This window comes from Acetobacterium sp. (assembly GCF_030652775.1).
Lineage (GTDB): Bacteria > Bacillota > Clostridia > Eubacteriales > Eubacteriaceae > Acetobacterium.
Window position 1 is genome coordinate 21,834 of record NZ_JAUSPS010000097.1, and the last position, 24,593, is coordinate 46,426.

The window sequence follows — 24,593 nt, forward strand, 5'->3', positions numbered from 1 at the left end:
GTAAAACTGACATGAAGACGACTTTATCAAGCACCGCCAAAGTTACCCGCCAAAACTTGATTGATTCATTTTGGCTGTTATATTGCAAAAAAAGCATTGAGAAGATCACCGTCAAGGAAATCTGTGACGTAGCCGGCTACAATCGCTCAACTTTTTATGTTTATTTTAAAGATGCCTATGAAATTCTGGCAGAAATTGAAGAACAGACCATTACGGTGGAGGATTTTAAAAGCATTGTTATTAAGAACCTTTTTTACGGTAATCTTTTTCATGATCATCGCAAGAAAGCCATTTTAAAATCAATTCTTGAATTTTTCGAAAAAAACAAGACTTATCTCCCGGTTTTATTAGGTGAAAACGGTGATCCCCACTACAGGCAAAAGGTCTTGAAAAAGCTCACCCCGACGGTGCTATCAATATATAAAAAGCTGTCCCCACAGGAACTGCTGGAAGTACGCTATTTAATGGAATACCAGAGTGCCGCAATGCTTAGTATGATTGCAAAATGGTATGCCAATGACAAAGACCTGCCGACCGAGCAATTTCTGGAATTGCTGCTGGCCGTGACAACCAATGGGGTTCAAAGCGAGCTATCAAAATACCGACGCTGATTTAAATCAATCAATAATCCAAATCGATTCTCTTGAAAATTGAGGATCGGTTTTTTTATTGCCAAAATAGAACATTCCTGACAGAGCAGCGCTCATCTGGAAGTCCGAATGTCGTTTTAATAACGTTAATTAATTATCAAAGTATTCTTTATGACCACAACTCTTTTTTAAATTTCATAATATTTCCTTGATAGAAATCCGGTGCTATGATGTGGCCATCGGTTCGGTAGCAGAATTTTATCAAAATTTATTTTTAAGTTTATTTTAAAAATCGATCTCAAAAAATGAAAGGGAAAAAGAAATGAATTATTCAGAAGAAAGTTTGAAAATGCACGAAATGCATTCGGGGAAAATTGAGGTTATCTCAAAGGTGAAAATCGAAACACGGGATGATTTAAGCACTGCTTATACCCCCGGAGTCGCAGAACCCTGTCGACGCATTCATGCGGATGCTGAAGCTGTTTATAAATACACCTCAAAGGGCAATATCGTGGCCGTCGTCACTGATGGCACCGCCGTTCTTGGTCTGGGGGATATTGGTCCGATGGCTGGTCTGCCAGTGATGGAAGGTAAAGCCATCCTTTTTAAGGAATTTGCCGGTGTAGACGCCTTCCCCATCTGTCTGGACACGAAAAACGTTGATGAAATCGTTAGAACCGTTAAGCTCATCGCTCCTGGATTTGGCGGCATTAATTTAGAAGATATCGGTGCTCCACGATGTTTTGAAATCGAAGAGCGGTTAAAAAAAGAACTCGATATCCCAGTCTTTCACGATGATCAGCATGGCACGGCCATCATTGTTCTCGCCGGCATCATCAATGCCCTGAAAGTAGTTGATAAAAAGATCGCCGCTGTAAACGTCGTCGTCAATGGCGCTGGCGCCGCCGGGACAGCCATTGCTAAACTACTACTTTCTTCCGGAGTAACAAACCTGATTGCCTGCGATAAACCGGGAATCCTATACCGCGGGATGGCCGGTCTGGATGACGCAAAAAAAGAACTGGCCGAAATGACCAATCCGAAAAATATCCAGGGTACTCTGGCGGATGCATTGATTGGCGCAGACATCTTTATTGGGGTTTCGGCACCTGGGATTGTCAGCCAGGACATGATCCGCTCGATGAATCCAGATGCGATTTTATTTGCCATGGCCAACCCCACCCCGGAAATTATGCCGGATGAAGCCAAAGCAGCCGGAGCTCGGGTCATCGGAACCGGTCGTTCGGATTTTCCCAACCAGGTGAATAATGTTTTAGCCTTCCCGGGTATCTTCAGAGGGGCACTGGATGTCCGTGCCACCGAGATCAATGAAGAAATGAAGCTGGCTGCCGCTCATGCCATCGCGGCGATGATAAAAGATGAAGATTTAACCGATGTTAATATCCTTCCCAATGCACTCGATAAAACAGTAGCCGGCAATATTGCCAGTGCCATCAAAATAGCGGCCAGAAAAACTGGCGTCGCTCGAATTTAAGAAAGGTAAATGAGGTGTAGAAAAATGCAAATTCCAATTAAAAAAACGCTGGATCGGATTCCTGGCGGAATGATGGTTGTACCCCTGTTTTTAGGGGTGCTGGTCAATACCTTTTTCCCTCAATTTTTAGAAATTGGAGGTTTCACGACCGCTTTATTCAGCCCCAAGGCATCATCCACCATCCTGGCCTGTTTTATGTTTTTAATCGGTTCCCAGATTAATTTTAAATTGGCTCCCAAGGCGATTAAAAAAGGTGCTTTACTGATTACCGGAAAGTTTATTGTCGGCGCCGGGATCGGTATCTTTGTTGGTTTAGTATTCGGCCCGGCCGGCGTCCTTGGCTTATCCCCACTCGCCATTTTGGCGGCCTTAACCAACTGTAATGGCGGTCTATATGCCTCTTTGGCCTCCCAATATGGGGACGAGACTGATGTCGGTGCCTATGCGCTGCTTTCCATTAAGGATGGCCCATTCTTTACCCTGGTGGCACTCGGTGCCTCCGGTCTGGCTCAGGTTCCTTTTATGGCCTTGGTGAGTGTGTTGGTTCCCATTGTCATCGGGATGATTCTGGGAAATCTGGACGCCGATATGCGGTCATTCCTGGGCAGCAGCAAAATGCTGCTGATCCCCTTCTTTTCCTTCCCGCTGGGTGCCAGTATGGATCTGCAGACCATTGTCACCGCCGGAGGTCCTGGCATCTTATTGGGTTTCGTCGCTGCCTTTACTGGAATCGGCGCCTATATCATGCTGAAGCTGTTTAAAGAAGAACCGATTATAGGTCTGGCCACTGGTTCAACCGCTGGCAACGCCGTGGCGACCCCAGCAGCCGTAGCCGCTGCCGATCCCACCTTGGCTGTTATTGCCACCGTTGCCACTGCCCAAGTTGCCGCTGCCTGTGTGGTCTCTGACATTATCTGCCCTTTTATTGTCACCACGGCCTTCAAGCTGTTAAGTAACTACCAGGCTAAAAAAGCCAACGCCGCTACCTCGCAGGCTGAAGTCGCCTGATAAAATTTTCGTCACTAAATAGAAACGCGGAAGCTAAGACACGTTCGAAAGATTTGATATATAATGTCATTAACAAAATCTTTCCTGAGCGACTGTCTGTTAGTTTCCGCGTTTTACTGTTGTGTTTTCTGTCAATTAAAGAAACAGGTGAATTGATGTGAGAAAAAAAATAAAACTGCATACCAAGATTGCTCTGCTGGTCACCACCGTAGTCATCATTTCCATTTCCATTATTATCGCTTTTGCCGTTTCCTGGATGACCAATATGATTGAGGATAAGGCTCGCACCAACCTGATGAATGTGTCGATGATGGTTGCCCATTCTGACGAGATTATCCAGGCCTTGGAAAATAGAGATCCTGACGGCAGGATTGGCAGTTACGTCGACAACCTGCTCCCCGGTCTGGAACAAGTTGAGTACATCATTGTCGTGGATAAAGATGGCATCCGCCATTCCCACCCGAATCCGGCCATGATCGGCCAGACCTTTGTCGGCGGTGATGAACAACGAGCGGCGGAAGAAGGCGAAGCCTATATCTCCGAAGCCACCGGTACCCTGGGTAAAGCGCTCCGGGCTTTTGCTCCCATCTACGATTCTAAAAATAATGAAGAAATCGGCTTTGTGGCCGTGGGCACCCTTACTGACAGCATTGAATCCGCCAAGAATACCGCCCTTCTGTATGTTATTCTAATCAGTCTTGGCGCTTTGGCCGTCGGCGGGATCGGTGCTTTTCTTTTATCGAACAACATCAAAAAGATTCTGTTGGGACTGGAACCCGAAGAAATCAGCCAGCTATACACCGAAAAAACGGGGATGCTGGAGGCCATCCACGAAGGTCTTATTGCCGTTGACAACACTGGCCGGATTACCCTGATCAATGACGCAGCCATCGAGATTCTAAAATTCGGAACCGGATTTGACAAAGCCAATCTTCTCGGTCAGCATGTCGAAGCGGTTATTCCGAATACTGGGATGCCTAACATTTTGGAAACCGGTCAGTCCGAATTTGACCGGGAACAGCGCATTGATCACACCATCATTGTCACCAATCGCATTCCGATAATGAATGGCTCTGAAATCATCGGTGCAATTGCCAGCTTCCGAGACAAAACCGAGGTTACAAAACTTGCTGAAGAACTGACCGGCGCTAAAAAAATGGCCTGGTCACTGCGAGCCCAGAATCATGAATTTATGAATAAACTGCATACTATCTCCGGCCTGATCCAGCTGGAAGAGTATCATGAAGCGCTGGTTTTTATTTCGGACGTGGCTAAAAATCGCAATAATATCAGCGATATTTTAACCCGAAACATTCAGAATCCCTCGGTATCGGCACTTTTACTGTCTAAATATGCCAAAGCCGAAGAATGCCGGGTTAAGCTGGTTATTGATGCCGAATCCCGGTTAACCCGGCTACCCCAGTATATGACCGCCGAAGACATTGTTTCCATCATCGGCAACCTAGTCGAGAATTCTCTCGATGCGGTTAAAAACGATGGCACTGGCCTGATTGAAATTAAAGTCCTTCAAAATGATGCGACCTTAACCATTCAGATCCGGGACAACGGCGGGGGAATTCCCCTGGCCGATCAGGATAAGCTTTACACCCAGGGTTTTTCAACCAAAAAAGACCAGCGCGGCAACGGTATGTTTATCGTCAAAAATATTATCGACGCTGGCGGCGGAACCATCAGCCTTAACTGTGATGGCGGTGTTTTCTGGGATATCACTATTCCCATGAATCGAGGTAAAAAAAATGATTGAGGTAATGATCGTCGAGGATGATCCGATGGTTCGGGATATTAACGCCAAATTTCTGGAGCGAATTGAGGGTTTCAAGCTCTGTGCCGCAGTGGCAAGTCTTGACAATGCGCGGAAGTACATTGCCATTAAAAAACCGGATTTGATTCTACTGGATGTCTATCTACCTAATGAAAACGGCATTGATTTTCTCAAATGGATCCGAGAAAAAAATATTGATGTCGATATTATTTTAATCACTGCTGATAAATCAATTGACCGCATCCAGGAATCCTTTCGCTATGGAGCCGTGGATTATCTGATTAAACCCTTTAATAAAGAGAAAAAATCAAAAAACAAGTTGAATATGTGAAGGTGGGTCGGCCCCAGTATCGCTATCATAAACTATAATACGCTCCGCTTCCCGAAACTAAAACAGCTCTTAAATAGTTGATGACTACTTAAGGGCTGTTTTAGTTTTCCATTTTTAAAGCTGTATTAATGATTCTTTTTCTCCTGGGCATTTTTCAGTTCAATACTTTTTTCTCGGCATTCATCCGCATAATCTTCATAGGCTTCCCGGTAATCTTCATAATCGATGGTGCAATCGCGGTCATCAAAAGATTTGCAATAGCCTTCCAGGGCTTTCCAATCCCGGCTGTAGGCGTGAAAACTCAGGGCATGATGGGTATAGGAACCCAGTTTTTTAATCCCTGCTTCGCTGGCGATATACCTGGACAGTTCGATGAGGGCGAAAACATTCATGGCGACTGCCTTAACCCCATCATTGCTTCTAAATACCACGTCGGTATTTAATTTGCCGTCTTTAATGGTGTAATGAATGAGCTGCAGGCAGGGCGGATGATTTAGTCTGGCGGCCTCCTGATTGGCCACATGTAGGGTTGCCTGTCTGGTACCGGGATCTTCTTTTAGTTTGCTGATAATAAAATCAATGTTTTGGGAAAACAGATCATGATAGGTATAACCGTACATGTCTTTTTCAAAATCCTTAGTACCTTCAACAATCTCCAGGACGTAGTCCACCAGAGTTTCCAGCCCGGTTGGCATGGCCATGGTAATTTTTATATCCTGCACGCTGTCGATATCCATCAGCAGGTGAATTTCTTTTAAACTGTCTTCCCGATCCTGATTCTTCCCAATGACAACGTCGGCCTGATTCAAAGCCTTCATCGCCGCCTCAATGCCCTTATGTAGTTCCGTTTCGTGAATGTAAGTAACCATCATTTTCACATCGTATCAGCTTTTCAAATTAATCTCAAATCGCTAATACGAGATCCTTTCTATATAATAATACGTATCCGTTTATCTGTTCCATTGATGATCATACCATATCTTTCGGTAGATTTCATCTTTGTAAAAATCAAAATAAATCCCATAATGTCTTCAATTTTAAATAGCTGATCATATTTTACGGCGGAACTAGAAATTTTTTAGAAAGTTTTCCGTCACGGTGCCTCTTTTTATTGGCATCCCATGGGAGGGGCAAATCCAATCGTATTGGAGCTCTTTGATGATTGAAATCGATCGTTTCGCTTCCTCTTGATCCCAGATAAAAAAGCGCGGCAACAGGTCTAGTCTGCCCTTAATCTCCTGAAATAAATCCCCAATAAACACTACATTTCGATATTGAAAAATTGTGTGTCCCGGTGTATGACCCGGGGCATGAATCACCCGAACCTCGCCAAAATTTTGATTGACCAGATAGCAGCCAGAAATATGGGGCTTGGGGGGGCGGGATATTGTTTGCAGAATTCGTTTGATTCCCGGTCGATTTTTTTCGCCCATAATGTAGGGCACATCTTCCTGAGGCGCCCACACCTCAGCCTGGGTGGCATCCTGCAAGGCCTTAGCGTTGCCAATATGATCAATATCATGGTGGGTCAGCAGAATCTTTTTTATCGTCTGAACCGCTCCGTCCAGAGCTTCCAGTTCTGCCAGAATCTTCTCTACCAAGCCTGGCATACCGGTATCGATGAGAATCCCTTCATCCGAACGAATAAAAAACACATGTCCATGGCTGGCACAATCAAGCTGATAAACATTTTCGATAATTTCCATCTTGTTACGCTCCCAAAAGTTATTTTTTTATCAGATCCATAAAAGAAAAGCGGCCAGAATGGCCGCTGTACAGTGTCGATAATTATCGGTTCAGTTGCTACTCGCAAATTTTCAGGCCTGCGACTCTCTTTTTCCAACAGCAACAGCAAGTCCGATCAGCATGATCAGGGCTGCTCCCGCCACGGCAGCTTCCGATGCGCTAGTATCCACCCCGGTTTTGGGATTGGCTGAACTGGCATGCTGTTTTTTAAATGTTTGCGCCGAAAGCGGTTCAAGATACAAACAGGCCGCATCACGGTCGACATCCCCATAAATCGGGCTGATATCAATGCTACCTTCGGCCACAAGGGCCTTAGCGATAGCTCCCGATGTGCATAAATCAAGAATGCCATTGTTAATGATAATTTTATTATAGGAGAATAAGGCACCGGCATCGCCATGATCAGCAATCGATTCGACGACCGTATAGCCGCCGTTAAATACCAGTTTATCGTAGGCTCCGATACCACGGCTGTAACTGCTTGGACTATCGGTGAAAACATCAATATTTCCGCCATTGACAATTAGATCGCCAAAAGCAAACAAACCAAAGGCACCGGCATAATCACTATTATAAGCGGTCACATCAATGTTCCCCCCGTTGATGGTGAGATTACCCATTGTCATGACTTCAGCATTATCACCTGTCAGGATTCCAACAGCTGAGCTGGAACTTTCATATCCGACGGCAGCGATATCATAGGTTCCGCTGTCAATCACCAGATTTCCAACAACATTGATGCCGCCACCCATTAAATCAGGGGTCGCTTGTCCTTCGGCAATCAGCGTGCCTGTCCCGCTGGCATTCATATCACCTTCCACTTTAACGGCAAAACCATTATCTGTTTTTATAATATTAGTGCCAAGCAGAACGAGTTTAAACGGAACTGCTGCCGATTTGACATCAAGCTTTTCGCCTATAAAATTATTTAATGTCAGTTCGTTGGTTGCTGAATCATATGCATAATCAGAACCGCTGTTGGTGGCCAGAACATCGATGATCACACCATTCTGGGTTAAGCACAAATATGTAGCCGCCTGGGTTTCAAGCGCTTCCGGTTCGAGGTTTTCTACTACCGGTGGCTCCGAAACGGCCTTGGTTTCCAGGCTATTATCGGTAGGAGCTGTTATTTCTGCGACCGCTGGCAGCGGGGTAATTTCGGTACTGTTGGCTGTTTCTTCTGTTAACACAGTCTCCGCATCGACTGCTTCAGTTGTTACTAAAACCAGAGCTAATTCGTTGGTTGGTTCTTTTTCACTTACGGCTTCTCCAGCGGCTAAAGCTGAGACCGGAATCAGCATCGACAACATCGCCGCAACCATCAGCAGGGATAAAAATTTTGATATTTTCTTCTTCATTTTCTTCTTCATTTTCTTCTCCATTTCAAACTGTATTTTGATGAATTGTTGAGATTGGCAGCTACTCTTTAAAATCTTTGGTATCGTACCATTCTGTTTTTTCTCGTTTATATCATCGCATATGATTAAGATACCACAATCACAGAAAAATGTCGATGGATTATTCCATATTTCTTGCATGGCAACTGTTCACTTATCAGAACAAATGCAAAAAACCGCCTGTTGGCGGTTTTTTGTTAATAAGCACGCATTTCATTTATTTAGTACATTTTTTAATTGCTTAATTTCTTTTTCGATGCTGGTTCGGATTAGATATCCAGAGCTGCGTGGTAGCCCTGATAAATAGCGGTAGTGATGGTCGATGCTTTTACGCAATCGCCAATTTCGATAACGTATGGGGCACAGTCTACCAAGGTTTCAGCAATATTGCGTCGCGGCTTTTGTCCCAGAGCACAGATCACTGTCGTTCCAGGAACTAGCACTTCCTGGCCAGCAGTATCTTCACAGACAACCCCCTGATCAGTAACTTTAAGTCCTTTTAATTCAGTATGAACCTCAAAACCACATTTTGCAATTTCATTCATCATCAGCGGTCGATGACGAAGATTTGCGTCTGGAGCCAATTCTGGTCTCATTTCCACCAGGTGTACGGTCTTCCCTTCCCGGGCAAAATGGATAGCCGCTTCACAGCCTGCCAAACCGCCGCCTAAAACAACGATGGTATCCCCAACCTGGTCTTTATGCTTGTAGTAGTCGTTGACGACAATCACATTGTCACCATCCAAACCGGGAATTGCTGGAACGATGGGTTCCGAGCCGACTGCCACAATCAGGGCGTCAACATTTTCCTGATCGACGTATTCTTTTGTTACCGGTGTGTTCAGACGAATCTCAACACCGGCGTCTCTAGCCAGTTTTTCCAGGGTAACACCCAGTTCGTACATTTCATATTTAAATGGTATTGCCTGTTCGCCTTTGAGGATTCCGCCTAAGGCATCACCTTTTTCGCAAAGAATAACCTGGTGTCCCCGTTTGGCCGCCGTTAGTGCCGCTTCCAGTCCAGCTGGTCCACCGCCTGCCACCAATACCTTTACCGGATTGGCAGTGGGAATAACTTCAGTCCCATCCATTTCCCGACCAATTAAAGGATTAACGGTACAGCGTCGGGTGGATGTAACTGCCCGTTCGGCCATGCAGGTAAAACAGCGTAGGCATTTAATAATATCGGCATCCTGGTTGCTCATGACTTTTCGCGGCAAGAAGGGATCAGCCAACAGTGCCCGAGCCATTTCAACAATATCAGCCTGACCGGAGGCGATAATTTCTTCCATCATCGCTGGATCATTCAGTCCGCCCAGGGTTGCTACTGGCACCGAGACATGTTTTTTGATTTCAGCCGCCAGATAAACATTTCGGCCATGAGGTTCAAACATTGATGGATGGGTCAAGCCGAAGCCACTTTGATAGGTGCCTGCGGTAATGTGCAGTAAATCAACTTTCGATTCGACCATCTTGGCAATTTCAACCCCATCCTCCAGGGTATAGCCGCCTTCAAATAATTCCGAACCGCTCATCCGAAACTCGATCGGGAAACCTGGACCAACTGCATTGCGGACGCTGTCCAGAACTTCTAAGGCCAGACGAGCCCGGTTTTCTAATGGGCCGCCGTATTTGTCGGTTCGGTGGTTAAAAAAGGGCGAAAGAAACTGATTCAGCAGCCATCCGTGACCGCCATGTACCATGATCATTTCAAATCCTGCTCGTTTAGCTAATCCGGCCACCCGTCCGTAAGCGGCGACAATATCATCGATCAGTTCCTGAGTCAGTTCTTTAACTGGTCTTCCATCAGGACGGGTTCCGACGCTGGGTCCCCATTGAGCCATGCCGCCTTTTTTATCCTTGTCAGTAAGATAGGTGCCGGCATACTGTCCGGAATGGGATAATTCGACACTGGGAATGGCACCATGGCGACGAATCGCATCGGCCGTGTAAGTAAAACTGGCCAGTGAATCAACCGTTTGCAGATCAAGATGATACATATGAGATCCTTCGGTTTCAGGATGAACCACGCATTCACTGACCGTTACCGTAGCAGCACCACCTTTGGCTCGCAGTTCATAAAAAGCTTTTGATTTTGGGCCGATGGTACAATCTGCAGTAATATCGGTGCCTCCCATGGGTGCACCAAACATTCTGTTTCTGAAGGTTACATTACCAATTTTAATCGGTTTACATAAATTTGGATATTTTCGTTGCATTGTCAATTCTCCTTAAAATTTTTTCGTTGGTTCCGTCAATAATAAGCGGTCTATTTGATAAAATCTTAACATGATCTTTTGCTGATGTCAACAAAATCATGTAAGTATTTACATGTTTAAGTTACGCAACTTTAACTTGACTGCAAACGTTATTGACTAACTAAAAAATTATCCGAAATTCCGGCTAGGTTGTTAGGTATTCATACCCAAAAGAGATGCTTTACTTGGGTTCAGCGCTAAATTCTGAACCAACCTAGCAAAACAGATCTTTATAGTTCCTTTAATTGTATTCGAAAAAACAATTTGCGCTAAAATGACAGTGTTTTATCCTTGACGTTTATTCAAAAGATGGTTATCATTAAAAAAACACGAAAAGAGGAGCCTTATGATCTCAGAAAAAATGCTTGAAAAAATCAGGGAGCTCTGTAAGGACTTGGATGGTCTGTCCCAGGAGAGCTTTGAAAAAGGAATTAAACTTTTTGCCGCCGATAAGGCCGAATCCCGCACATCTCAAGTGGTTGATGTAATCAGTAAAAAAGAATATGAACGACTTTCAAAAAATTCCGAGTTTACCCAGGCCGCTGAGATCATCACCGACACCCTGACGCTGCTGGAAGAGCTGGATAATCTGGAATGGGTCTATAACGACCTGATTCGAAAACTTTATAACAGCCACCCTGACCGACCTGAACTAACCAAAGAAATTGAAGATAATACGCTTTATTGTCTTGAACCACCATTTAGCCGGTCAAAGTTCTTGAATTAGACCCATGGTGTTAATTCCAGTGTTTTGAGCTTGACGTATTTATTTACTCATCCTAGTTCCAGAAACTAATTCCTGGTCTTTTTCATAAAACACCGACTCCCCATCCTTTATTAATGTTAATGTGAAGAACGACCTTATCTGACAAACTGTCCAGACAAGGTCGTTCTTCACTTCTTAATTACATTTGAATGGTTAGCCCAAACAAATAAATAACATTACTAATGATTATTTCCGTCTATCAGTGCATTAAAACACAAATGCAATAAAGCTCCCGTCCTACACTGGTCATCCCTAGCTTGTTTGCTGGTCCGGTAAACTCAGTCGTCTTCTTTCTTCAGCCAGAATCCGATCAATTAGCGATTTTTCTGAAACATCTACCGCCTGAAAGCTGGATTCCGCAATCACTGAATCGCGGGCGTAGGAATCAAAGAGCTGTTGCTTATTCTGAAGAATTGTCATCATCTGTTCGTCCACACTGTTGTCGGTGAGCAGCCGGTATACAAAAACGGTATGGGTTTGTCCCATCCGATAAGCCCGGGAGATGGCCTGGGTCTCCAGGGCTGGTTTGATCTGAGGTTCGCAGATGATGACCACACTGGCCATTTGAATATTCAGACCCACGCCCCCGGCCTGAATCTGACAAATCAAGGCGGTACCTGGCGGGGCGGTACCGAAATCATCAATGATGGCCTGACGCCTGGCCGGGGTGACGCTGCCGGTTATCGGTTCCAGCGACCGATCAATCAAGGCCTGACTGAGCGTGTCAATCACATCCCGAAAAAAGGAAAAGATCAGAATTTTGCGGCCATTTTCCTTTGCCTCTGCGCAGATTTCCAACAACCGCTTGAGCTTGGGACATTCATTAACCCCTGAACCTGTCCAGGCCATCCTGCGCATCAGCATAAACTGACCATCCAAGACGGCCAGACGATAATCTTTTTGTTCCTGGGAACCAAAATCCACCCACTGTTCCTTTTGAATAAGCTCAGGCAGTTCGTTCAGGACATCATCCCGGTTTCGTCGCAAATACACTGGTGCAATCATAAGCCGGAACTGATACTCATTGGTCAGAACTTCTTTCTGACTGATTTTTTCGGCAATCTCCGGATTCAGCCTTAGTATCAGGCTGCTCATTTCCTGAAGATTGTTTTCCAGCGGAGTACCCGTCATGAAAAGAACCGCCTCCGCCCGCTTCACCAACTGATACAAGGCTTGTGACCTTTTAGCCTCAGGGTTCTTGACATAGTGAGCTTCATCGGCCACCAGCAGATCTACAGAAATCTCCGCCGGGATCGCAATGACCTTAAGCGTTTCGTATGTAGTCACCGCTACTCCGCCTTTCTCTGCCCATTCTGTTAAACGGATTTCCCGATCAGACCCATGGATGGAACTGGGTATAAGCTGGCTGTGCTGGATAATTTCCCGATACCAGTTGATCAGTACACTAGCGGGACAAATCACCACAAAATGGGTTTTCCCCGCCGCCTGAAGGTGCGCCATGGCGGCAATGGCTTCGAGGGTTTTTCCCAGACCCATTTCATCCCCAAGCAGGGTGTTTTTCTGGACAATCGCATACTTTGCTCCGAATTCCTGATACCCCCGTAGCGAGGATTTCATCAGCGCAGTGTTCAAGCTCAGGGCTTCCACCCGTTCCACCAGCTCCAGCGGCAGATCGCCCTGACGTTTTTGTCGATCTGCCTTGACCCCGGTGATCGCTTCCAGCAGTGCATAGTAAGCGGCGGCATTGCTGGTAAAATCCAGCCATACTTCTGACAGCGGCGTCCCCTGAATCAAGCGGTAGTGCTTTACCGCCTGATCCAGATCGCAGCCAGCATCGCTATCAAGAAAGCGGATTAAATTATTCAGGGATTGAAGCGCCGCTTCCTTTTTCTCAGTGCCAGTGAATAACCACCGAAAAGAGTTCTGGACACGCCGAGCCAGCTCCAGTTCCTGATAAAGCTGGTTTTCAAATTCATCCAGAATAGTTTTGCAGCTTTCATAATCCTCTTTACTCTGGAGCAGACAATATAGATTCTTGACCAGTCGGTCAGAAAACGCAGTCGGCGCATCCGGGTTTAACCTGGGAAAAAGCGTTTTGCGAAGCGAATCCTCAAAGTTTTGGGCTACCGCCATCGCCTGAAAGGCACTACGCTCGCCAACGCCCTGGATTTTGATTAGCTCCTTTTTACTCATCTTCAGAAGCTGAGCCATGTTCTCGACACCGGCCTCGCAGATGACTGCGGTACGGATCCCCAGCCCCGCTTCATTGATGCGTTCGATGGGAATAGCCATCAGCGCCGTCTCAATTTCTGCTCCCATAAACAACGCATAATCGGTATTCACGGTCTCCCGATATTTATTTTGCACCAGTGATTTAGCTCCAAAGATCAGGTCTTCAACTGCGCCAATGGTTTGTACAGAAAATTGCTTATCCGGTTTTTTCACGATTATTACTCCCATGCGATTGATTTTTGTGATTTTCCTTTATTGCCAGTTCAGCTCCAGACCGACCCCCACTTCAACCACAGGAATGTGCGAGTGAAAGGCAGCTTTGACAGCAAAAGCGGTGCAGTGGCAGGGATAGATCTGCTCGATCTGATTGTTTTTAAAATATTCAATGGTCTGTACCACCCGATCGTTGACCTCAAACAGATGGAATCCGCCAATGACTCCGCAAACCCGCTGGTCTCCAGTGACGGCTTTGGCGTATTCAATAATGTTACAGATACCGCTATGGGAGCAGCCGGTGATAATGAAAATTCCCGCTTCGCCGTGATAGACCAGGGCGGAATCATCCAGCAAATAATCATCGGTCAGGTCATCATCCTGCAGCTGTTTTCCAATCGGTTCCGCTTTTTCAAAAGCCATCACCCGGGGAATTTCGCCCAGAAAGGTGATATTTTCGGTAACCTTTACCGGGGTTCGGGTGAGCTTCAACTGGCACCTTTCTGCCAGTTCCGTTCGGGTAAAAGGAGCCGAAATTTTCAGGCCATCACATTCTTTGTGATTCAAGGCGTGGGGATGGGTGATGATCTGAACGGGTTTCGTCTTTTTTTTCTCTAACAGACTTTTTAATCCCCGGGTGTGGTCATCGTGGCCATGTGAAAGCACGATCGTATTAAGCTGGCTTAGATCAATGTTCATGCTTGCGGCATTTTTGATGAACAGACCCGAGTAGCCCACGTCAAAAAGAAAGGCCTCTTTCCCGTCCTCAATATAATAGCAGACCCCGGGCTCACCCCAAAAATATTCGTCGATAGTGGTGTTGTTATCAACAAGAACTTTTAGCCGCATTTGCTTTTCCATCTTCCAACTTTTTCTGAACCACAAAAAATAATTTCCGGGGTAGTGCCCCTTCCTCAAAATTATCAATGCCAAGGATCTCGAAACCTTCAGCCAATGTTTCCACCTTTTCTTTACTGAAGAAATGAATGATAAATTTGCCACATTCGTAGATATCTTCGCCATGGTGGGTGCCGGTGCCACAATCTGCGTCATCGGTATTCCGAGCCGTATAGATGGCGATGCCTTCGGTTTTCAACACCCGGTTTGTTTCTGCCGAAATAAAGGTCAATTCTAATGTTGTCAAGGCCATGCAATAAAGCATGTGGGAAAAGCAGGCATCAAAATGCTCTGCCTCAAATGGAAATGCCTGACGGACATCATGTCGAACCGTTGTGACCAGGTGCGAAACTTCCAACTCTTGTGCCCGTTCTTCGATGGCCTGAATTCCGGCCGCAGTATATTCGATGACAGTTATTTCAAACCCCTGCTGGGCAAAGTAAAGGGTATCACGCCCCTGACCGCCGCCCAATTCAAGGATCTTCCGGACGCCGTTATTTTTAAAAATTTCAACGGCCTTGATGGCGGCAATGCTGGGATCTGTCCCGAACATCTGGGGCTTGCTGGCAAATGTGTCCTCCCAGTGGCAATTCTGTTTATTAAAAATTTCTTTTTTCACTTCGATTTCCTTTCGTCACTTCAATTGTTTTTTTTGATTAACTGACCGTCATCCGATAAAATTCTGAAAAAACGTCCAATTTTTTATTTCAGTATACCGTGTCTAGTCCTGCTAGTCAAAGACCAACGCCGATAAAATCATCCTTTGTCTCATGTTTTTTTTAACAGGATTTCGAGCATCTTCCTAAATTAAATGATTTCAAATAAAAACCCCCTGGTTGATGACAGGGCATCAACCAAAGGGGTATCCTCAAATAATATTTAAAAAACTTTGGTCGTCCACTGGGAACAATCCCAGACTTCATTGACAAAGCTTTCGTAGAATTCCGGTTCATGGCAGACCATCAGAATGCCGCCATTATAGGCTTCTAAAGCTCGTTGCAGTTCGGCTTTGGCGTCGACATCCAGATGATTGGTGGGCTCATCCAAAACTAGAATATTGGTTTCCCGGTTGATCAGTTTGCAGAGTCGAACCTTGGCCTGTTCGCCACCGCTTAAAACCTTAACCATGCTTTCAATATGCTTCCGGGTCAGACCACATTGAGCCAGAGCCGAACGCACCTCGTTCTGATTCAGAGATGGGAACTCGTTCCATACCTCATCAATACAACTGGTGCGGATGTCCTGATCCATTTCCTGTTCAAAATAGCCGACATGCAGTTTTTCACCCTGTTCAACCGTACCGGCAACCGGTGGAATCAATCCCAGAATACTCTTTAGCAGCGTGGTTTTGCCAATGCCGTTGGTGCCCTTTAAAACAATTTTCTGTTTTCGCTCCATCACTAAATTCAGTGGTTTGGATAGGGGTTCATCATAACCGATGATCAGCTCTGCGGTTTCAAAAACCCGGCGCCCGGTTGCACCGGCTTCTTTAAAATTAAACCGCGGTTTGGGTTTTTCGGAGGCCAGCTCGAGGATGTCCATTTTATCCAGTTTTTTCTGTCGCGACATAGCCATATTCCGGGTCGCCACCCGAGCCTTATTCCGGGCGACAAAGTCTTTAAGGTCGGCAATTTCATTTTGTTGTTTATTGTAAGCGGCTTGTTCCTGGGCTTTTTTTGCTTCCAGCACTTCCTGAAACTTAGCATAATCTCCCACGTAACGGGTCAGTTTCTGGTTGTCCATATGATAAATGAGATTAATCACAGAATCGACAAAGGGCAAATCATGGGAAATCAGAATAAAGGCATTTTCATAGTCGTTAAGATAACGCTTTAACCATTCAATATGCTGTTCATCCAAATAGTTGGTCGGCTCATCCAGCAGTAGAATGTCCGGTTTTTCCAGCAGCAATTTACCGAGTAGTACCTTGGTTCGCTGGCCGCCACTCAGTTCGGTGATATCTTTGTCCATACCAATGTCGTTGAGGCCCAGGGCATTTCCCACTTCTTCCACCTTTGAATCGACCAGATAGAAGTCATGAAACTCCAGTAATTCCTGGAGGTCGCCCACTTCTTCCAGGCTCTTTTCGATCTCTTCAGGGCTGTCCTCAGCCATTTTTTCATAGAGAAAACCGATCCGACTTTCAATATCCAGCAAAAAATCGAATGCCGAAGTCAGCACATCCCGGACGGTCATCCCCTGTTTCAAAATGGCATGCTGATCAAGGTAGCCGATACGCACATTTTTGGCCCATTCCACCTTGCCCTCGTCCGGCATCAGCCTGTCCGTAACAATATTCATGAAGGTCGACTTACCCTCTCCGTTTGGCCCAATTAAACCGATATGCTCTCCCTTTAACAGCCGAAACGATACCTGATTAAAAATCGCCCGATCGCCAAAACCATGAGAAAGATTCTCGACATTTAAAATACTCATTTATTCTCCATTTCTTTTTTTACACAATTAAAAACACTTCCAGATTTGTGGTGCAGATCAGGAAGTGTTTAGTATATCCTATGATTCTTACATTTAAATTATAACATAGACCGGATCATTATACCAGACCTGACTGAGTGTTACTGAGCTGTTTGTTGATCATTTCTGTTTTAAATTAAGATTTTTTAAACATTACTTATTGCGCATCACAGGTCTTTTTTTGGGGTTACCTCTGGCCAGATAAAAATACAGGATTGCCTGAATCACGGTGACCAGACCCATGATTATTTTCTCAAACCAGGTAGCCCCCAATAGATTACCTAAGGTATTAACACAGGCAAATAAAAAGGACAGCCAGAGATATATTTTTGAAAACAAATTAAACTGTTTATAATCAATAACGCCCGCTGCCACGGCAATCAATGGTACGCCAAAGCACACCACAATCACACCGGTAATGGACGCTTCAAAAAAGAGTACAACGATTAATACCAGTGCAAAAACCAACCAGCTGATATACAATTTTTTATAGGCTTTCACCCGGATTAACCCAGATGCCGCCGCAATTACCGGGATGCCATAAATCATCATCACAATACTGGTGGTTGCCGTGCGAACAGCCGCATCGTAACTTTCCAGTAGTCCACCACTGATCGATTCATAGGGCAGAATTTTGAGGATGACCAATAAAAACATGCAGATTGTAAAGAGATTTAGCATAATGATGCCTTTGCCCGCAATTTTCCTGTTCATTTTCATAGCTCCTCCACCAGTTACTTGTATTGTCGCACTATCAATCAGTTTTGCAATTTAATTATTAAACTAAGATCCTACAAATTTTCTTAATTTTAATTATCTTCGATTCGCTCAGTAATGGCAGTTTTATAATAATCAATTTTATTATCCAGATTTACCTGATGTTCCTGGAGGTTCATTATTTCCCGACTCAGAATTTGTCGATGTTTAATTAATAGTTCCATGCGGTCTACTAGGGTAGCGTCCCCGACGGCCCGCATTTTTGCATATTTTTGAATTTCTTTAATAGGCATCCCGGTATCCTTTAGTCGCCTGATAAACTGAATCCAGGTCAAATCACTTTCTGAATAACACCGTCGGCCATTTTTAAGCCGCTGGGGCGTGATCAACTCCTGCTGTTCATAATAGCGCAAGGTGTGGATACTGAGATTGATCAACCGGGAAAACTCCCCAATCGTATAAGTCATCAGTCGCTCCCTCTTATTTAGAATTTTCATTAGAGTTTAAATTGAAAAAAACACTTGACCTCGAGTCAGCTCGAGATTGTATGATACTATCATATCAAAGAAAAGGAGATTTTAAAATGGGAAAAAGAAAATATATTGTAATAACTGGAGCAAGTTCAGGAATTGGTTGGGCAACAGCCAAGGCCTTTGCCCAAAGAGGTAAAAATCTTGTTTTAATCGCCCGACGACGTGAACGGCTGGAGACTTTGAAAAGTGAAATTTTAGAGGATTATCCCCAATTAGACATACAGGTGAAATCTGTCGATCTTTCTCACCTAGTAAATGTCTATCAGGTATATGACGAACTGAAACCCTATTTTATTGAAGCTTGGATCAATAACGCGGGTTGCGGTAATTACTCGGGGGTTACCGAACAAGATTTAAAGAAGATTGAGACTATGCTTCATCTGAATGTGGAGGCTCTCACCATCTTTTCATCTTTATATGTACGGGACTATTTCAATGTCGATGGCACCCAGCTGATTAATGTATCATCAGCCGGAGGTTATACCATTGTCCCAGGAGCGGTCACCTACTGCGCCGCAAAATTCTATGTTAGCAGCTTCACCGAGGGTTTGTCCCGGGAACTCAAGGAAAACGGTGCCAAGCTTCAAGCAAAAGTGTTGGCACCAGCTGCAACTCAAACCGAATTTGGTCAGGTTGCCAATGACGTCACCGACTATGATTACGACCACACCTTCGGGCGTTACCATACCAGCGATGAGATGTCCACCTTTTTGCTGGATCTCTACGATAACTCTGCCACGGTGGGTAGCGTGAGCCGAGAAACCTTTACGTTTGTTTTAAGCGACCCCATATTTCCTTATGCCGGAAAATCCAGTCATAATCAAAAGCTATAAACTGAGCCATGGGGGACGGTTGTTTTTGAAATTGCCTTGCGATTCATAATTAACCGTCCCCCTTGTTTAATGTTTCTCATATCCATTAAACAATTTGAAAGCCATTTCTTCAAATTTATTATATGTCAGCTTGAAAGCATCCAAACAATTTTTTTGTAATTAATGCAAAGATAATTTAAACATTCCAACATTTGACCAATCATTCCTGGCAACTAATTTATCTTGTTTTTACAAAATTATCCAGTCGTTCTTTTTCACTGGCACTAAACCTGATATGAACCTTGCCAAACCAGCCTTTGTTTTTTAAACGCAGTTCATACTCGCCGAATTTTTGCTTCCATTCATAATTGTCGACAACTTCCCAACTGACAAATCCTGGTAGATCCCGCATAAAATAAACCCCATTTTCCGAAAAAATCATTTTTGGATAGCTGGTATATAAAATGATCAAAAACAGATTATTGACATACACGCTCATCATTACCAGCAGATTACTCTCAAATCCATCACTAAAATACTCTAATAAACCTAAAACGATAACAAATATTATGAACAGACCAAATCCTCTGACAAACACTTTATCTGTCAGTTTTTCAACATAGGTTTTTGGATGTCCGGAATAATAAATACGTTCTTTACGAACCTGATCCAGAAGTTTTTTCATTCTGACTACCACGCCAACACAAAATAGGCTTATCCCAAAACCCAAAATTAATAATACCCAATCACTTAGTTTAAAATTTTCGGAGTTGAGCATCATAAAGCCGTTAAATCCTGTTATAAAAAGCGAACTGATTCCCACCAAGAACAAAGGTTTTTGGTTCAGTCCATAAATTCGGTTTAAACTTTTCCCTAACTCATCAGGCGAACCCATTTCCATGATCACAGTACTTTCAATTTCTTTGGGATTCAACCCATTTTTGGTAATTTCTTCTTCTATAGACTGCATGTGATCCATTAGTTCATCTTGTATTTCCTGATGTTTCTCCCTATCCAAGACCGATTGTAATACAGTTTGTATATACTCGATATATATGGTCTTCACAATGCACCTCCCAGAAGATGATTCATCGATCGACTGAAGACTTGCCAGTCATTTTCCAGCTTGACGAGTTCTTTTTTACCTTTTGAGGTAATCTTGTAGTATTTACGTTTTCGCGGTTTATCTTCCCAATACGCCAGAATCAGCTCTTTTTTCTCCATGCTATAGAGAATAGGATAAAGGCTGCCTTCCTTCCATTGAAATGTCTGCTGAGATTTTTCTTCCATATTTTTGATCATTTGATACCCATACATAGGTTCTTTTTCAAGCATTTTTAAAATAAGAATTTGTGCACTACCTTTTAACAATTCCTGATTTTGCATCGACTAAACCTCCTTACCTAGAATTCCTATGCCTAGACTACCATAGTATATTTTTGTTGTCAATTAAGAACCGACTTATTTTCATCTATTTAAACCATGTCCATTTTTCTTGCTTTGTCAGGTACCTTCGACCAACCATATACAAGTTCAAGGATCATCGCTCGACAACGCCTGGTCTTTCTGATATAGTAAAGTTAGTAAAATCTAGGAGGCTAATAATGAAAGATGATGAATTATCAAACGTAACGTCGGATCCTAAACCCGATCAGCCGGTAGTCATGGATAAATCCCAGGATTATGGTTTACTGGGGCTAGCAGTAATATTTGTCGTACTGGTTGTTTTTAATCTTTTTAAAGGTCAACCTATTGCCGATCTTAACGCCATTTTCTGGGGCTACCTGGGCATGTCCTACATTTCTAAATATCGTCATGAAAAATCAACGACAAACCTTGTAGCCGGTATTTGCGGACTCATCGCCTCCTTAGCATCTCTTGCAAGTTATATCCTAAGCTTCTGGTAAATTATGCTATTTTTCTAAATCTAAGGTAATCGTTTTTCAGTTGCTCCTATCTTCATAAAGCAACTACAAAAATATCCAGCAAAGTTTTCTCTTTGCTGGATATACAATGAAATGACTTGCTTTATTTCCTCAAAACATTAACCAATTGTCAAATCAACAAGTTCCCGGCTTATTTCCGGAAAATTTGACTAAATATTATTGCGAAGACTGCTTTTCCAGAAATGTGATCAGTCTGTCTGCCATTCGCTGATGACCTTCCGGACTTTGATGAATCCCATCTAGATACAAATCTTTATCAGCCCAATCGATAAAAGTTCTGAAATCCAGGACCGGAATTTGAGCAGTTTCGGCAATATCCCTTAACCATTTACAATACGCTTCGATCAGCTCAGCCGATTCTTCAAAATCGACTCTATCTCCGCCGCCTTCCTTAAGACCGACAGGCAGCAGAATCGGCAGCGGTTGGTTTGCCAGCCGGTAAAGAAGATGACATTCTTCCCGGTCCAGCTGAAATACCTTTGCCAGGCTATCTACCACCGGCGTGGACACATGAATCGGCCGTCCCTGTTCAAGCCAGGTATACCAGGTCAGGCTGATTCCGGCCATCTGAGCGACTTCCTCCCGACGTAAACCCGGGGTTCGCCGTCGCTGGCCTGATAAGAGACCAACCTGGGAAGGCAATATTTTTGCTCTCCGGGTTTTCAGGAAATCGCCCAGTTCCTTATAACGTTGCTGCTCGCTATCCATATGGTGTGTTCCTTTCTATTATAATTCATACCAGTATAAATACACTTCTGGTAATATTATAGCATCTGTAATATGCTTATTCCAGAAAAACAAATTGAATGATGGAGGTTATCGAATGAAGATACAATCAACAAAACTTGTTTATTTTTCGCCCACTGAAACCACCAAAGCCGTGGTTGAAGGCGTTGCGCAGGGGTTTAAAGCAACTGCAGTAGAGCGGATCGATCTAACTAAACCGATTGCTCGGTTGAAACCATTGCAAACCGGGGAAAACGAATTACTGATTGTTGGGGTGCCTGTTTACATGGGCAGGGTGCCGGAAGTGATCCGGGCGTGGCTGCAGTCCATCAAAGCTTTGAACACGCCGACAGTTTGTATTGTTGTCTATGGCAACCGGGTCTATGATGATGCCCTGCGTGAACTGAAAGACATTCTCACCGCCGACGGATGCATCCCCATGGCTGCGGGAGCATTTATTGGTGAGCATTCCTTTTCCAGTGATGAAACACCCATTGCCATCGGCCGACCTGATATCCGGGATCTCAGCCAAGCAAAAGAATTTGGCCAAATACTCAGAAAAAAACTGGCTGCGCTTCTATCGGTCCAGGAAATAAAAGATCTCAATGTGCCTGGAGAATTCCCTTATCGTGGCGAAACCAAACTCTGGGATGTCGATTTTATTGCCGTCAGCAATGACTGCAATCAATGCCAGATCTGTGCTGAGGCTTGTCCTGTAAGAGCCATCGATGTCGAAAACTGCCGCCTGATTGATCAGGAAAAATGCATCACTTGCTGTGCCTGCATCAAAAATTGTCCCCAACACGCCAGAACGATTAAACCCGGTCCGGTACATGATGCATCGATCCGACTGAACACCCTGTTTAAAGAACCTAAGCATCCAGAACTCTTTTATTAGGAGCTACCAGCTGTTATAAAAAACCCCTTTACCGATTAATAAGATATCGGTAAAGGGGTTAACAGGTTATCGCTTAAGTTGTGCAAAATATTTGTGCACAGGATAATGTCGAAAAATTTCTTGGATTTACTGCGAGCGTAGACCTGCTGATGTTGTTTTTAATTGGTTGGAGCCGGTGCTTTTACAACAATCAGTTCGAGCGTTTCGGTGTGCATGTTCTTGACATTCATTTTTGTTTTAAACGGAATTTTAAGCAGCGTTCCTGCTTCATACTCATGAACATCCTGATCATCAAGTCCAATTGAAAGTGTTCCTCTGATAACGGTCATATAGACGTTTGAATTGGAAAAATGCTCGGGTAGACCCTCTTCTTTATTAAATACCATATGCAGATAATGGATGTTTTCGTCAAATAATACTTTTTCCACTGCCTTATCATTACCTCTGGACAGCTTAAAAATTTGTTCTACCATTTTATAATCCTCCTTTTTTCTATGCTAAAATTAAAAAATTGCATCACTTGCCATGAACGATCCTTTTCGAGTCACCACTGCCACACCTTTCATACCGGTATTTTTCGCATCATCGATGCAGGCCTGTATCAACGCCGTCCCAAAGGCTTTTCCTTTGTTATTCCTTTTTCAGACCGACATAATAGCCACATACCCGATAGTCCACAATATTGTTGGGGGTCAAGTCTATTATTTCAAACGCACTCATCCAACTTCTATCCTTTCTTTTTCAACATTAATGGGTATAATCGATAATATTGATTGACTCACCGACCTTTTGCTCAATGGCTGTTTTCATCTGCTCCGCATGGGGGCACGGAAATCCGATGGGATTTCCTCTGGTGATGCATGAGGCCAAAACGATCGTGTCGGCACCACGCTTAACCATCTCCACCGCTCGTGTTACCGCTTTTTTACCAGGGCATCCTCCGCAGCTGTTGATGCCGATGATTTTAATTTCATCCTGAACGCCTTCAAATGCCAATTTCTTTGTATCCATTACCTTGAAACATGTCGTTGCCGGACACATATCTTCAGTTTGCATACATCTGATCAATCCAACTTTCATCGCCTTGCCTCTTTCCGCAATTTTCTCAATTCCCTTGTGCCGGTGCTTTTACACCATCAACGCTAATATGACTGGGTACAGATTCTTTCCAATTATTTTTGGTTTGAAATAATATGATAGCCACCGGTTCAACAAATATTGAAGACCTGAATGTGCCTGCATTAAAAATTGTCCCCAGATAATTGACAGATCATCAGGTATTCCTGCTCCAGTTCATCAATCACAAAAAAGCCAACCGCCTGATACATCTTCAGGGCATAATTGTCTTTCTGCACGGCTAACGACACCTGTCGGTAGCCCTTTATTGTCAAGTGTTGCAGCATCCGCTTCATGAGTGCGGTGCCGATGCCACTATTACGGTATTCCGGATAAAGTGAGATGGCGAATTCTGGCGTTTCATCATCGACATTTCCAAAGCCCCGAACCGCTCCGGCTATGATGCGTGTCCACACGGCACCAACAATTTTGTCATCGCACTCGGCGACCAGGCAATGGTCATCCGTTCTGCCGAAGTTTTCGATGTAAACCTGCAGTTCCGGCTGCTTGATCACATCCCTTGGCAGCCGATTTTGCTCGTCCGGCTGAAAAATGGCCTCATATAGAAAATCAGCGAGCAATGGTATTTCTGTCGGTTTGATTTCGCGAATAATATAGTCTTTCATGTTATCCTTTCCGCTGTTTGGAAAGGATTGACAGCATTAATCGCTGTCAATCGATCCCATCCACCGT

The 24,593-nt window shown here is 44.2% G+C and carries 24 protein-coding genes and 1 pseudogene; 9 read left to right on the plus strand and 16 right to left on the minus strand.

Annotated features, from left to right (window positions below):
• Positions 1–11 precede the first annotated feature (11 nt).
• The 5 genes and pseudogenes from Q7J41_RS17100 to Q7J41_RS17120 form a co-directional block, all read left to right on the plus strand.
• Positions 12–611, plus strand: coding sequence for a TetR/AcrR family transcriptional regulator (locus Q7J41_RS17100; RefSeq protein WP_304889651.1), 600 nt, complete (start codon positions 12–14; stop codon positions 609–611).
• 301 nt (positions 612–912) lie between these two features.
• The gene (locus Q7J41_RS17105) at positions 913–2,085 is read left to right on the plus strand and encodes an NADP-dependent malic enzyme (protein WP_304889652.1); all 1,173 of its coding nucleotides are present in this window, start codon (positions 913–915) and stop codon (positions 2,083–2,085) included.
• 24 nt (positions 2,086–2,109) lie between these two features.
• Entirely contained in the window at positions 2,110–3,093 is a 984-nt protein-coding gene (locus Q7J41_RS17110) for a 2-keto-3-deoxygluconate permease (RefSeq protein WP_304889653.1), read from the plus strand.
• A gap of 157 nt (positions 3,094–3,250) precedes the next feature.
• Positions 3,251–4,858 (plus strand): sensor histidine kinase, encoded by a 1,608-nt coding sequence (locus tag Q7J41_RS17115; RefSeq protein ID WP_304889654.1) that lies wholly within the window; start codon positions 3,251–3,253, stop codon positions 4,856–4,858.
• Positions 4,851–5,180: pseudogene (locus tag Q7J41_RS17120) on the plus strand (response regulator); the annotation flags it as partial. The gene Q7J41_RS17115 and the pseudogene Q7J41_RS17120, both read left to right, overlap by 8 nt.
• Before the next feature lie 152 nt (positions 5,181–5,332).
• On the opposite strand, the gene Q7J41_RS17125 reads toward Q7J41_RS17120, so the two are convergent.
• The 4 genes from Q7J41_RS17125 to Q7J41_RS17140 all read right to left on the minus strand — a co-directional run bounded on the left by Q7J41_RS17125 (position 5,333) and on the right by Q7J41_RS17140 (position 10,569).
• Complete coding sequence (locus tag Q7J41_RS17125; protein WP_304889655.1) at positions 5,333–6,079, minus strand: thymidylate synthase; 747 nt, start codon at positions 6,077–6,079, stop codon at positions 5,333–5,335.
• 195 nt (positions 6,080–6,274) lie between these two features.
• Entirely contained in the window at positions 6,275–6,913 is a 639-nt protein-coding gene (locus Q7J41_RS17130; protein ID WP_304889656.1) for an MBL fold metallo-hydrolase, read from the minus strand.
• Between the two features lie 111 nt (positions 6,914–7,024).
• The gene (locus tag Q7J41_RS17135; RefSeq protein ID WP_304889657.1) at positions 7,025–8,323 is read right to left on the minus strand and encodes an LPXTG cell wall anchor domain-containing protein; all 1,299 of its coding nucleotides are present in this window, start codon (positions 8,321–8,323) and stop codon (positions 7,025–7,027) included.
• A gap of 296 nt (positions 8,324–8,619) precedes the next feature.
• Positions 8,620–10,569, minus strand: coding sequence for an FAD-dependent oxidoreductase (locus tag Q7J41_RS17140; RefSeq protein ID WP_304889658.1), 1,950 nt, complete (start codon positions 10,567–10,569; stop codon positions 8,620–8,622).
• 385 nt (positions 10,570–10,954) lie between these two features.
• On the opposite strand from Q7J41_RS17140, the gene Q7J41_RS17145 reads away from it, so the two are divergent.
• A complete protein-coding gene (locus tag Q7J41_RS17145) occupies positions 10,955–11,335 on the plus strand; it encodes a hypothetical protein (protein WP_304889659.1) in 381 nt (126 codons plus the stop codon).
• A 291-nt stretch (positions 11,336–11,626) separates the two neighbouring features.
• Here the strand turns inward: Q7J41_RS17145 and Q7J41_RS17150 are convergent, their stop codons facing one another.
• The 6 genes from Q7J41_RS17150 to Q7J41_RS17175 form a co-directional block, all read right to left on the minus strand.
• A complete protein-coding gene (locus Q7J41_RS17150) occupies positions 11,627–13,780 on the minus strand; it encodes a DEAD/DEAH box helicase (protein ID WP_304889660.1) in 2,154 nt (717 codons plus the stop codon).
• A gap of 39 nt (positions 13,781–13,819) precedes the next feature.
• A complete protein-coding gene (locus tag Q7J41_RS17155; protein WP_304889772.1) occupies positions 13,820–14,629 on the minus strand; it encodes an MBL fold metallo-hydrolase in 810 nt (269 codons plus the stop codon).
• Complete coding sequence (locus Q7J41_RS17160; RefSeq protein ID WP_304889661.1) at positions 14,607–15,296, minus strand: class I SAM-dependent methyltransferase; 690 nt, start codon at positions 15,294–15,296, stop codon at positions 14,607–14,609. Before Q7J41_RS17160 ends, Q7J41_RS17155 begins: the two co-directional genes overlap by 23 nt.
• Before the next feature lie 260 nt (positions 15,297–15,556).
• Entirely contained in the window at positions 15,557–17,113 is a 1,557-nt protein-coding gene (locus tag Q7J41_RS17165) for an ABC-F family ATP-binding cassette domain-containing protein (RefSeq protein ID WP_304889663.1), read from the minus strand.
• A 192-nt stretch (positions 17,114–17,305) separates the two neighbouring features.
• Entirely contained in the window at positions 17,306–17,866 is a 561-nt protein-coding gene (locus Q7J41_RS17170) for a hypothetical protein (RefSeq protein ID WP_304889664.1), read from the minus strand.
• Between the two features lie 95 nt (positions 17,867–17,961).
• The gene (locus Q7J41_RS17175) at positions 17,962–18,336 is read right to left on the minus strand and encodes a MerR family transcriptional regulator (RefSeq protein WP_304889665.1); all 375 of its coding nucleotides are present in this window, start codon (positions 18,334–18,336) and stop codon (positions 17,962–17,964) included.
• 116 nt (positions 18,337–18,452) lie between these two features.
• Between Q7J41_RS17175 and Q7J41_RS17180 the strand changes: the two genes are divergently transcribed.
• Positions 18,453–19,235 (plus strand): SDR family oxidoreductase, encoded by a 783-nt coding sequence (locus Q7J41_RS17180; protein ID WP_304889666.1) that lies wholly within the window; start codon positions 18,453–18,455, stop codon positions 19,233–19,235.
• 217 nt (positions 19,236–19,452) lie between these two features.
• Here the strand turns inward: Q7J41_RS17180 and Q7J41_RS17185 are convergent, their stop codons facing one another.
• Together Q7J41_RS17185 and Q7J41_RS17190 are read right to left on the minus strand one after the other, a co-directional pair.
• Positions 19,453–20,280, minus strand: a complete 828-nt coding sequence (locus Q7J41_RS17185; RefSeq protein WP_304889667.1) for a permease prefix domain 1-containing protein — start codon at positions 20,278–20,280, stop codon at positions 19,453–19,455.
• Positions 20,277–20,600 (minus strand): PadR family transcriptional regulator, encoded by a 324-nt coding sequence (locus tag Q7J41_RS17190; RefSeq protein ID WP_304889668.1) that lies wholly within the window; start codon positions 20,598–20,600, stop codon positions 20,277–20,279. The genes Q7J41_RS17185 and Q7J41_RS17190 overlap by 4 nt, the downstream gene beginning before the upstream one ends.
• A gap of 218 nt (positions 20,601–20,818) precedes the next feature.
• Between Q7J41_RS17190 and Q7J41_RS17195 the strand changes: the two genes are divergently transcribed.
• Positions 20,819–21,121 carry a DUF6442 family protein gene (locus Q7J41_RS17195; protein WP_304889670.1) on the plus strand — a complete coding sequence of 101 codons (303 nt, stop codon included), beginning with the start codon at positions 20,819–20,821 and terminating at the stop codon, positions 21,119–21,121.
• A gap of 195 nt (positions 21,122–21,316) precedes the next feature.
• Here Q7J41_RS17195 and Q7J41_RS17200 read toward each other — a convergent pair whose 3' ends face one another.
• On the minus strand, positions 21,317–21,868 hold the full coding sequence (locus Q7J41_RS17200) for a helix-turn-helix domain-containing protein (protein WP_304889671.1): 552 nt from the start codon (positions 21,866–21,868) through the stop codon (positions 21,317–21,319).
• Between the two features lie 115 nt (positions 21,869–21,983).
• On the opposite strand from Q7J41_RS17200, the gene Q7J41_RS17205 reads away from it, so the two are divergent.
• On the plus strand, positions 21,984–22,784 hold the full coding sequence (locus Q7J41_RS17205) for a 4Fe-4S binding protein (RefSeq protein ID WP_304889672.1): 801 nt from the start codon (positions 21,984–21,986) through the stop codon (positions 22,782–22,784).
• A gap of 158 nt (positions 22,785–22,942) precedes the next feature.
• Here Q7J41_RS17205 and Q7J41_RS17210 read toward each other — a convergent pair whose 3' ends face one another.
• From Q7J41_RS17210 to Q7J41_RS17220, 3 genes are all read right to left on the minus strand, one after another.
• Positions 22,943–23,257, minus strand: a complete 315-nt coding sequence (locus Q7J41_RS17210; RefSeq protein WP_304889673.1) for a cupin domain-containing protein — start codon at positions 23,255–23,257, stop codon at positions 22,943–22,945.
• 274 nt (positions 23,258–23,531) lie between these two features.
• Positions 23,532–23,864: a CGGC domain-containing protein gene (locus Q7J41_RS17215; protein ID WP_304889674.1), complete on the minus strand. Its 333-nt coding sequence runs from the start codon at positions 23,862–23,864 to the stop codon at positions 23,532–23,534.
• 161 nt (positions 23,865–24,025) lie between these two features.
• On the minus strand, positions 24,026–24,526 hold the full coding sequence (locus Q7J41_RS17220) for a GNAT family N-acetyltransferase (RefSeq protein WP_304889675.1): 501 nt from the start codon (positions 24,524–24,526) through the stop codon (positions 24,026–24,028).
• Between the last annotated feature and the right edge of the window lie 67 nt (positions 24,527–24,593).

Excerpts from the sequence above, each read along its gene's own strand:
- Q7J41_RS17100 (WP_304889651.1), top strand. The coding sequence starts at position 12 with ATGAAGACGACTTTATCAAGCACCGCCAAAGTTACCCGCCAAAACTTG.
- Q7J41_RS17105 (WP_304889652.1), top strand. The coding sequence starts at position 913 with ATGAATTATTCAGAAGAAAGTTTGAAAATGCACGAAATGCATTCGGGG.
- Q7J41_RS17110 (WP_304889653.1), top strand. The coding sequence starts at position 2,110 with ATGCAAATTCCAATTAAAAAAACGCTGGATCGGATTCCTGGCGGAATG.
- Q7J41_RS17125 (WP_304889655.1), bottom strand. The coding sequence starts at position 6,079 with ATGATGGTTACTTACATTCACGAAACGGAACTACATAAGGGCATTGAG.
- Q7J41_RS17130 (WP_304889656.1), bottom strand. The coding sequence starts at position 6,913 with ATGGAAATTATCGAAAATGTTTATCAGCTTGATTGTGCCAGCCATGGA.
- Q7J41_RS17135 (WP_304889657.1), bottom strand. The coding sequence starts at position 8,323 with ATGAAGAAGAAAATGAAGAAGAAAATATCAAAATTTTTATCCCTGCTG.
- Q7J41_RS17140 (WP_304889658.1), bottom strand. The coding sequence starts at position 10,569 with ATGCAACGAAAATATCCAAATTTATGTAAACCGATTAAAATTGGTAAT.
- Q7J41_RS17145 (WP_304889659.1), top strand. The coding sequence starts at position 10,955 with ATGATCTCAGAAAAAATGCTTGAAAAAATCAGGGAGCTCTGTAAGGAC.
- Q7J41_RS17155 (WP_304889772.1), bottom strand. The coding sequence starts at position 14,629 with ATGCGGCTAAAAGTTCTTGTTGATAACAACACCACTATCGACGAATAT.
- Q7J41_RS17165 (WP_304889663.1), bottom strand. The coding sequence starts at position 17,113 with ATGAGTATTTTAAATGTCGAGAATCTTTCTCATGGTTTTGGCGATCGG.
- Q7J41_RS17170 (WP_304889664.1), bottom strand. The coding sequence starts at position 17,866 with ATGAACAGGAAAATTGCGGGCAAAGGCATCATTATGCTAAATCTCTTT.
- Q7J41_RS17175 (WP_304889665.1), bottom strand. The coding sequence starts at position 18,336 with ATGACTTATACGATTGGGGAGTTTTCCCGGTTGATCAATCTCAGTATC.
- Q7J41_RS17180 (WP_304889666.1), top strand. The coding sequence starts at position 18,453 with ATGGGAAAAAGAAAATATATTGTAATAACTGGAGCAAGTTCAGGAATT.
- Q7J41_RS17190 (WP_304889668.1), bottom strand. The coding sequence starts at position 20,600 with ATGCAAAATCAGGAATTGTTAAAAGGTAGTGCACAAATTCTTATTTTA.
- Q7J41_RS17195 (WP_304889670.1), top strand. The coding sequence starts at position 20,819 with ATGAAAGATGATGAATTATCAAACGTAACGTCGGATCCTAAACCCGAT.
- Q7J41_RS17200 (WP_304889671.1), bottom strand. The coding sequence starts at position 21,868 with ATGGATAGCGAGCAGCAACGTTATAAGGAACTGGGCGATTTCCTGAAA.
- Q7J41_RS17205 (WP_304889672.1), top strand. The coding sequence starts at position 21,984 with ATGAAGATACAATCAACAAAACTTGTTTATTTTTCGCCCACTGAAACC.
- Q7J41_RS17210 (WP_304889673.1), bottom strand. The coding sequence starts at position 23,257 with ATGGTAGAACAAATTTTTAAGCTGTCCAGAGGTAATGATAAGGCAGTG.
- Q7J41_RS17215 (WP_304889674.1), bottom strand. The coding sequence starts at position 23,864 with ATGAAAGTTGGATTGATCAGATGTATGCAAACTGAAGATATGTGTCCG.
- Q7J41_RS17220 (WP_304889675.1), bottom strand. The coding sequence starts at position 24,526 with ATGAAAGACTATATTATTCGCGAAATCAAACCGACAGAAATACCATTG.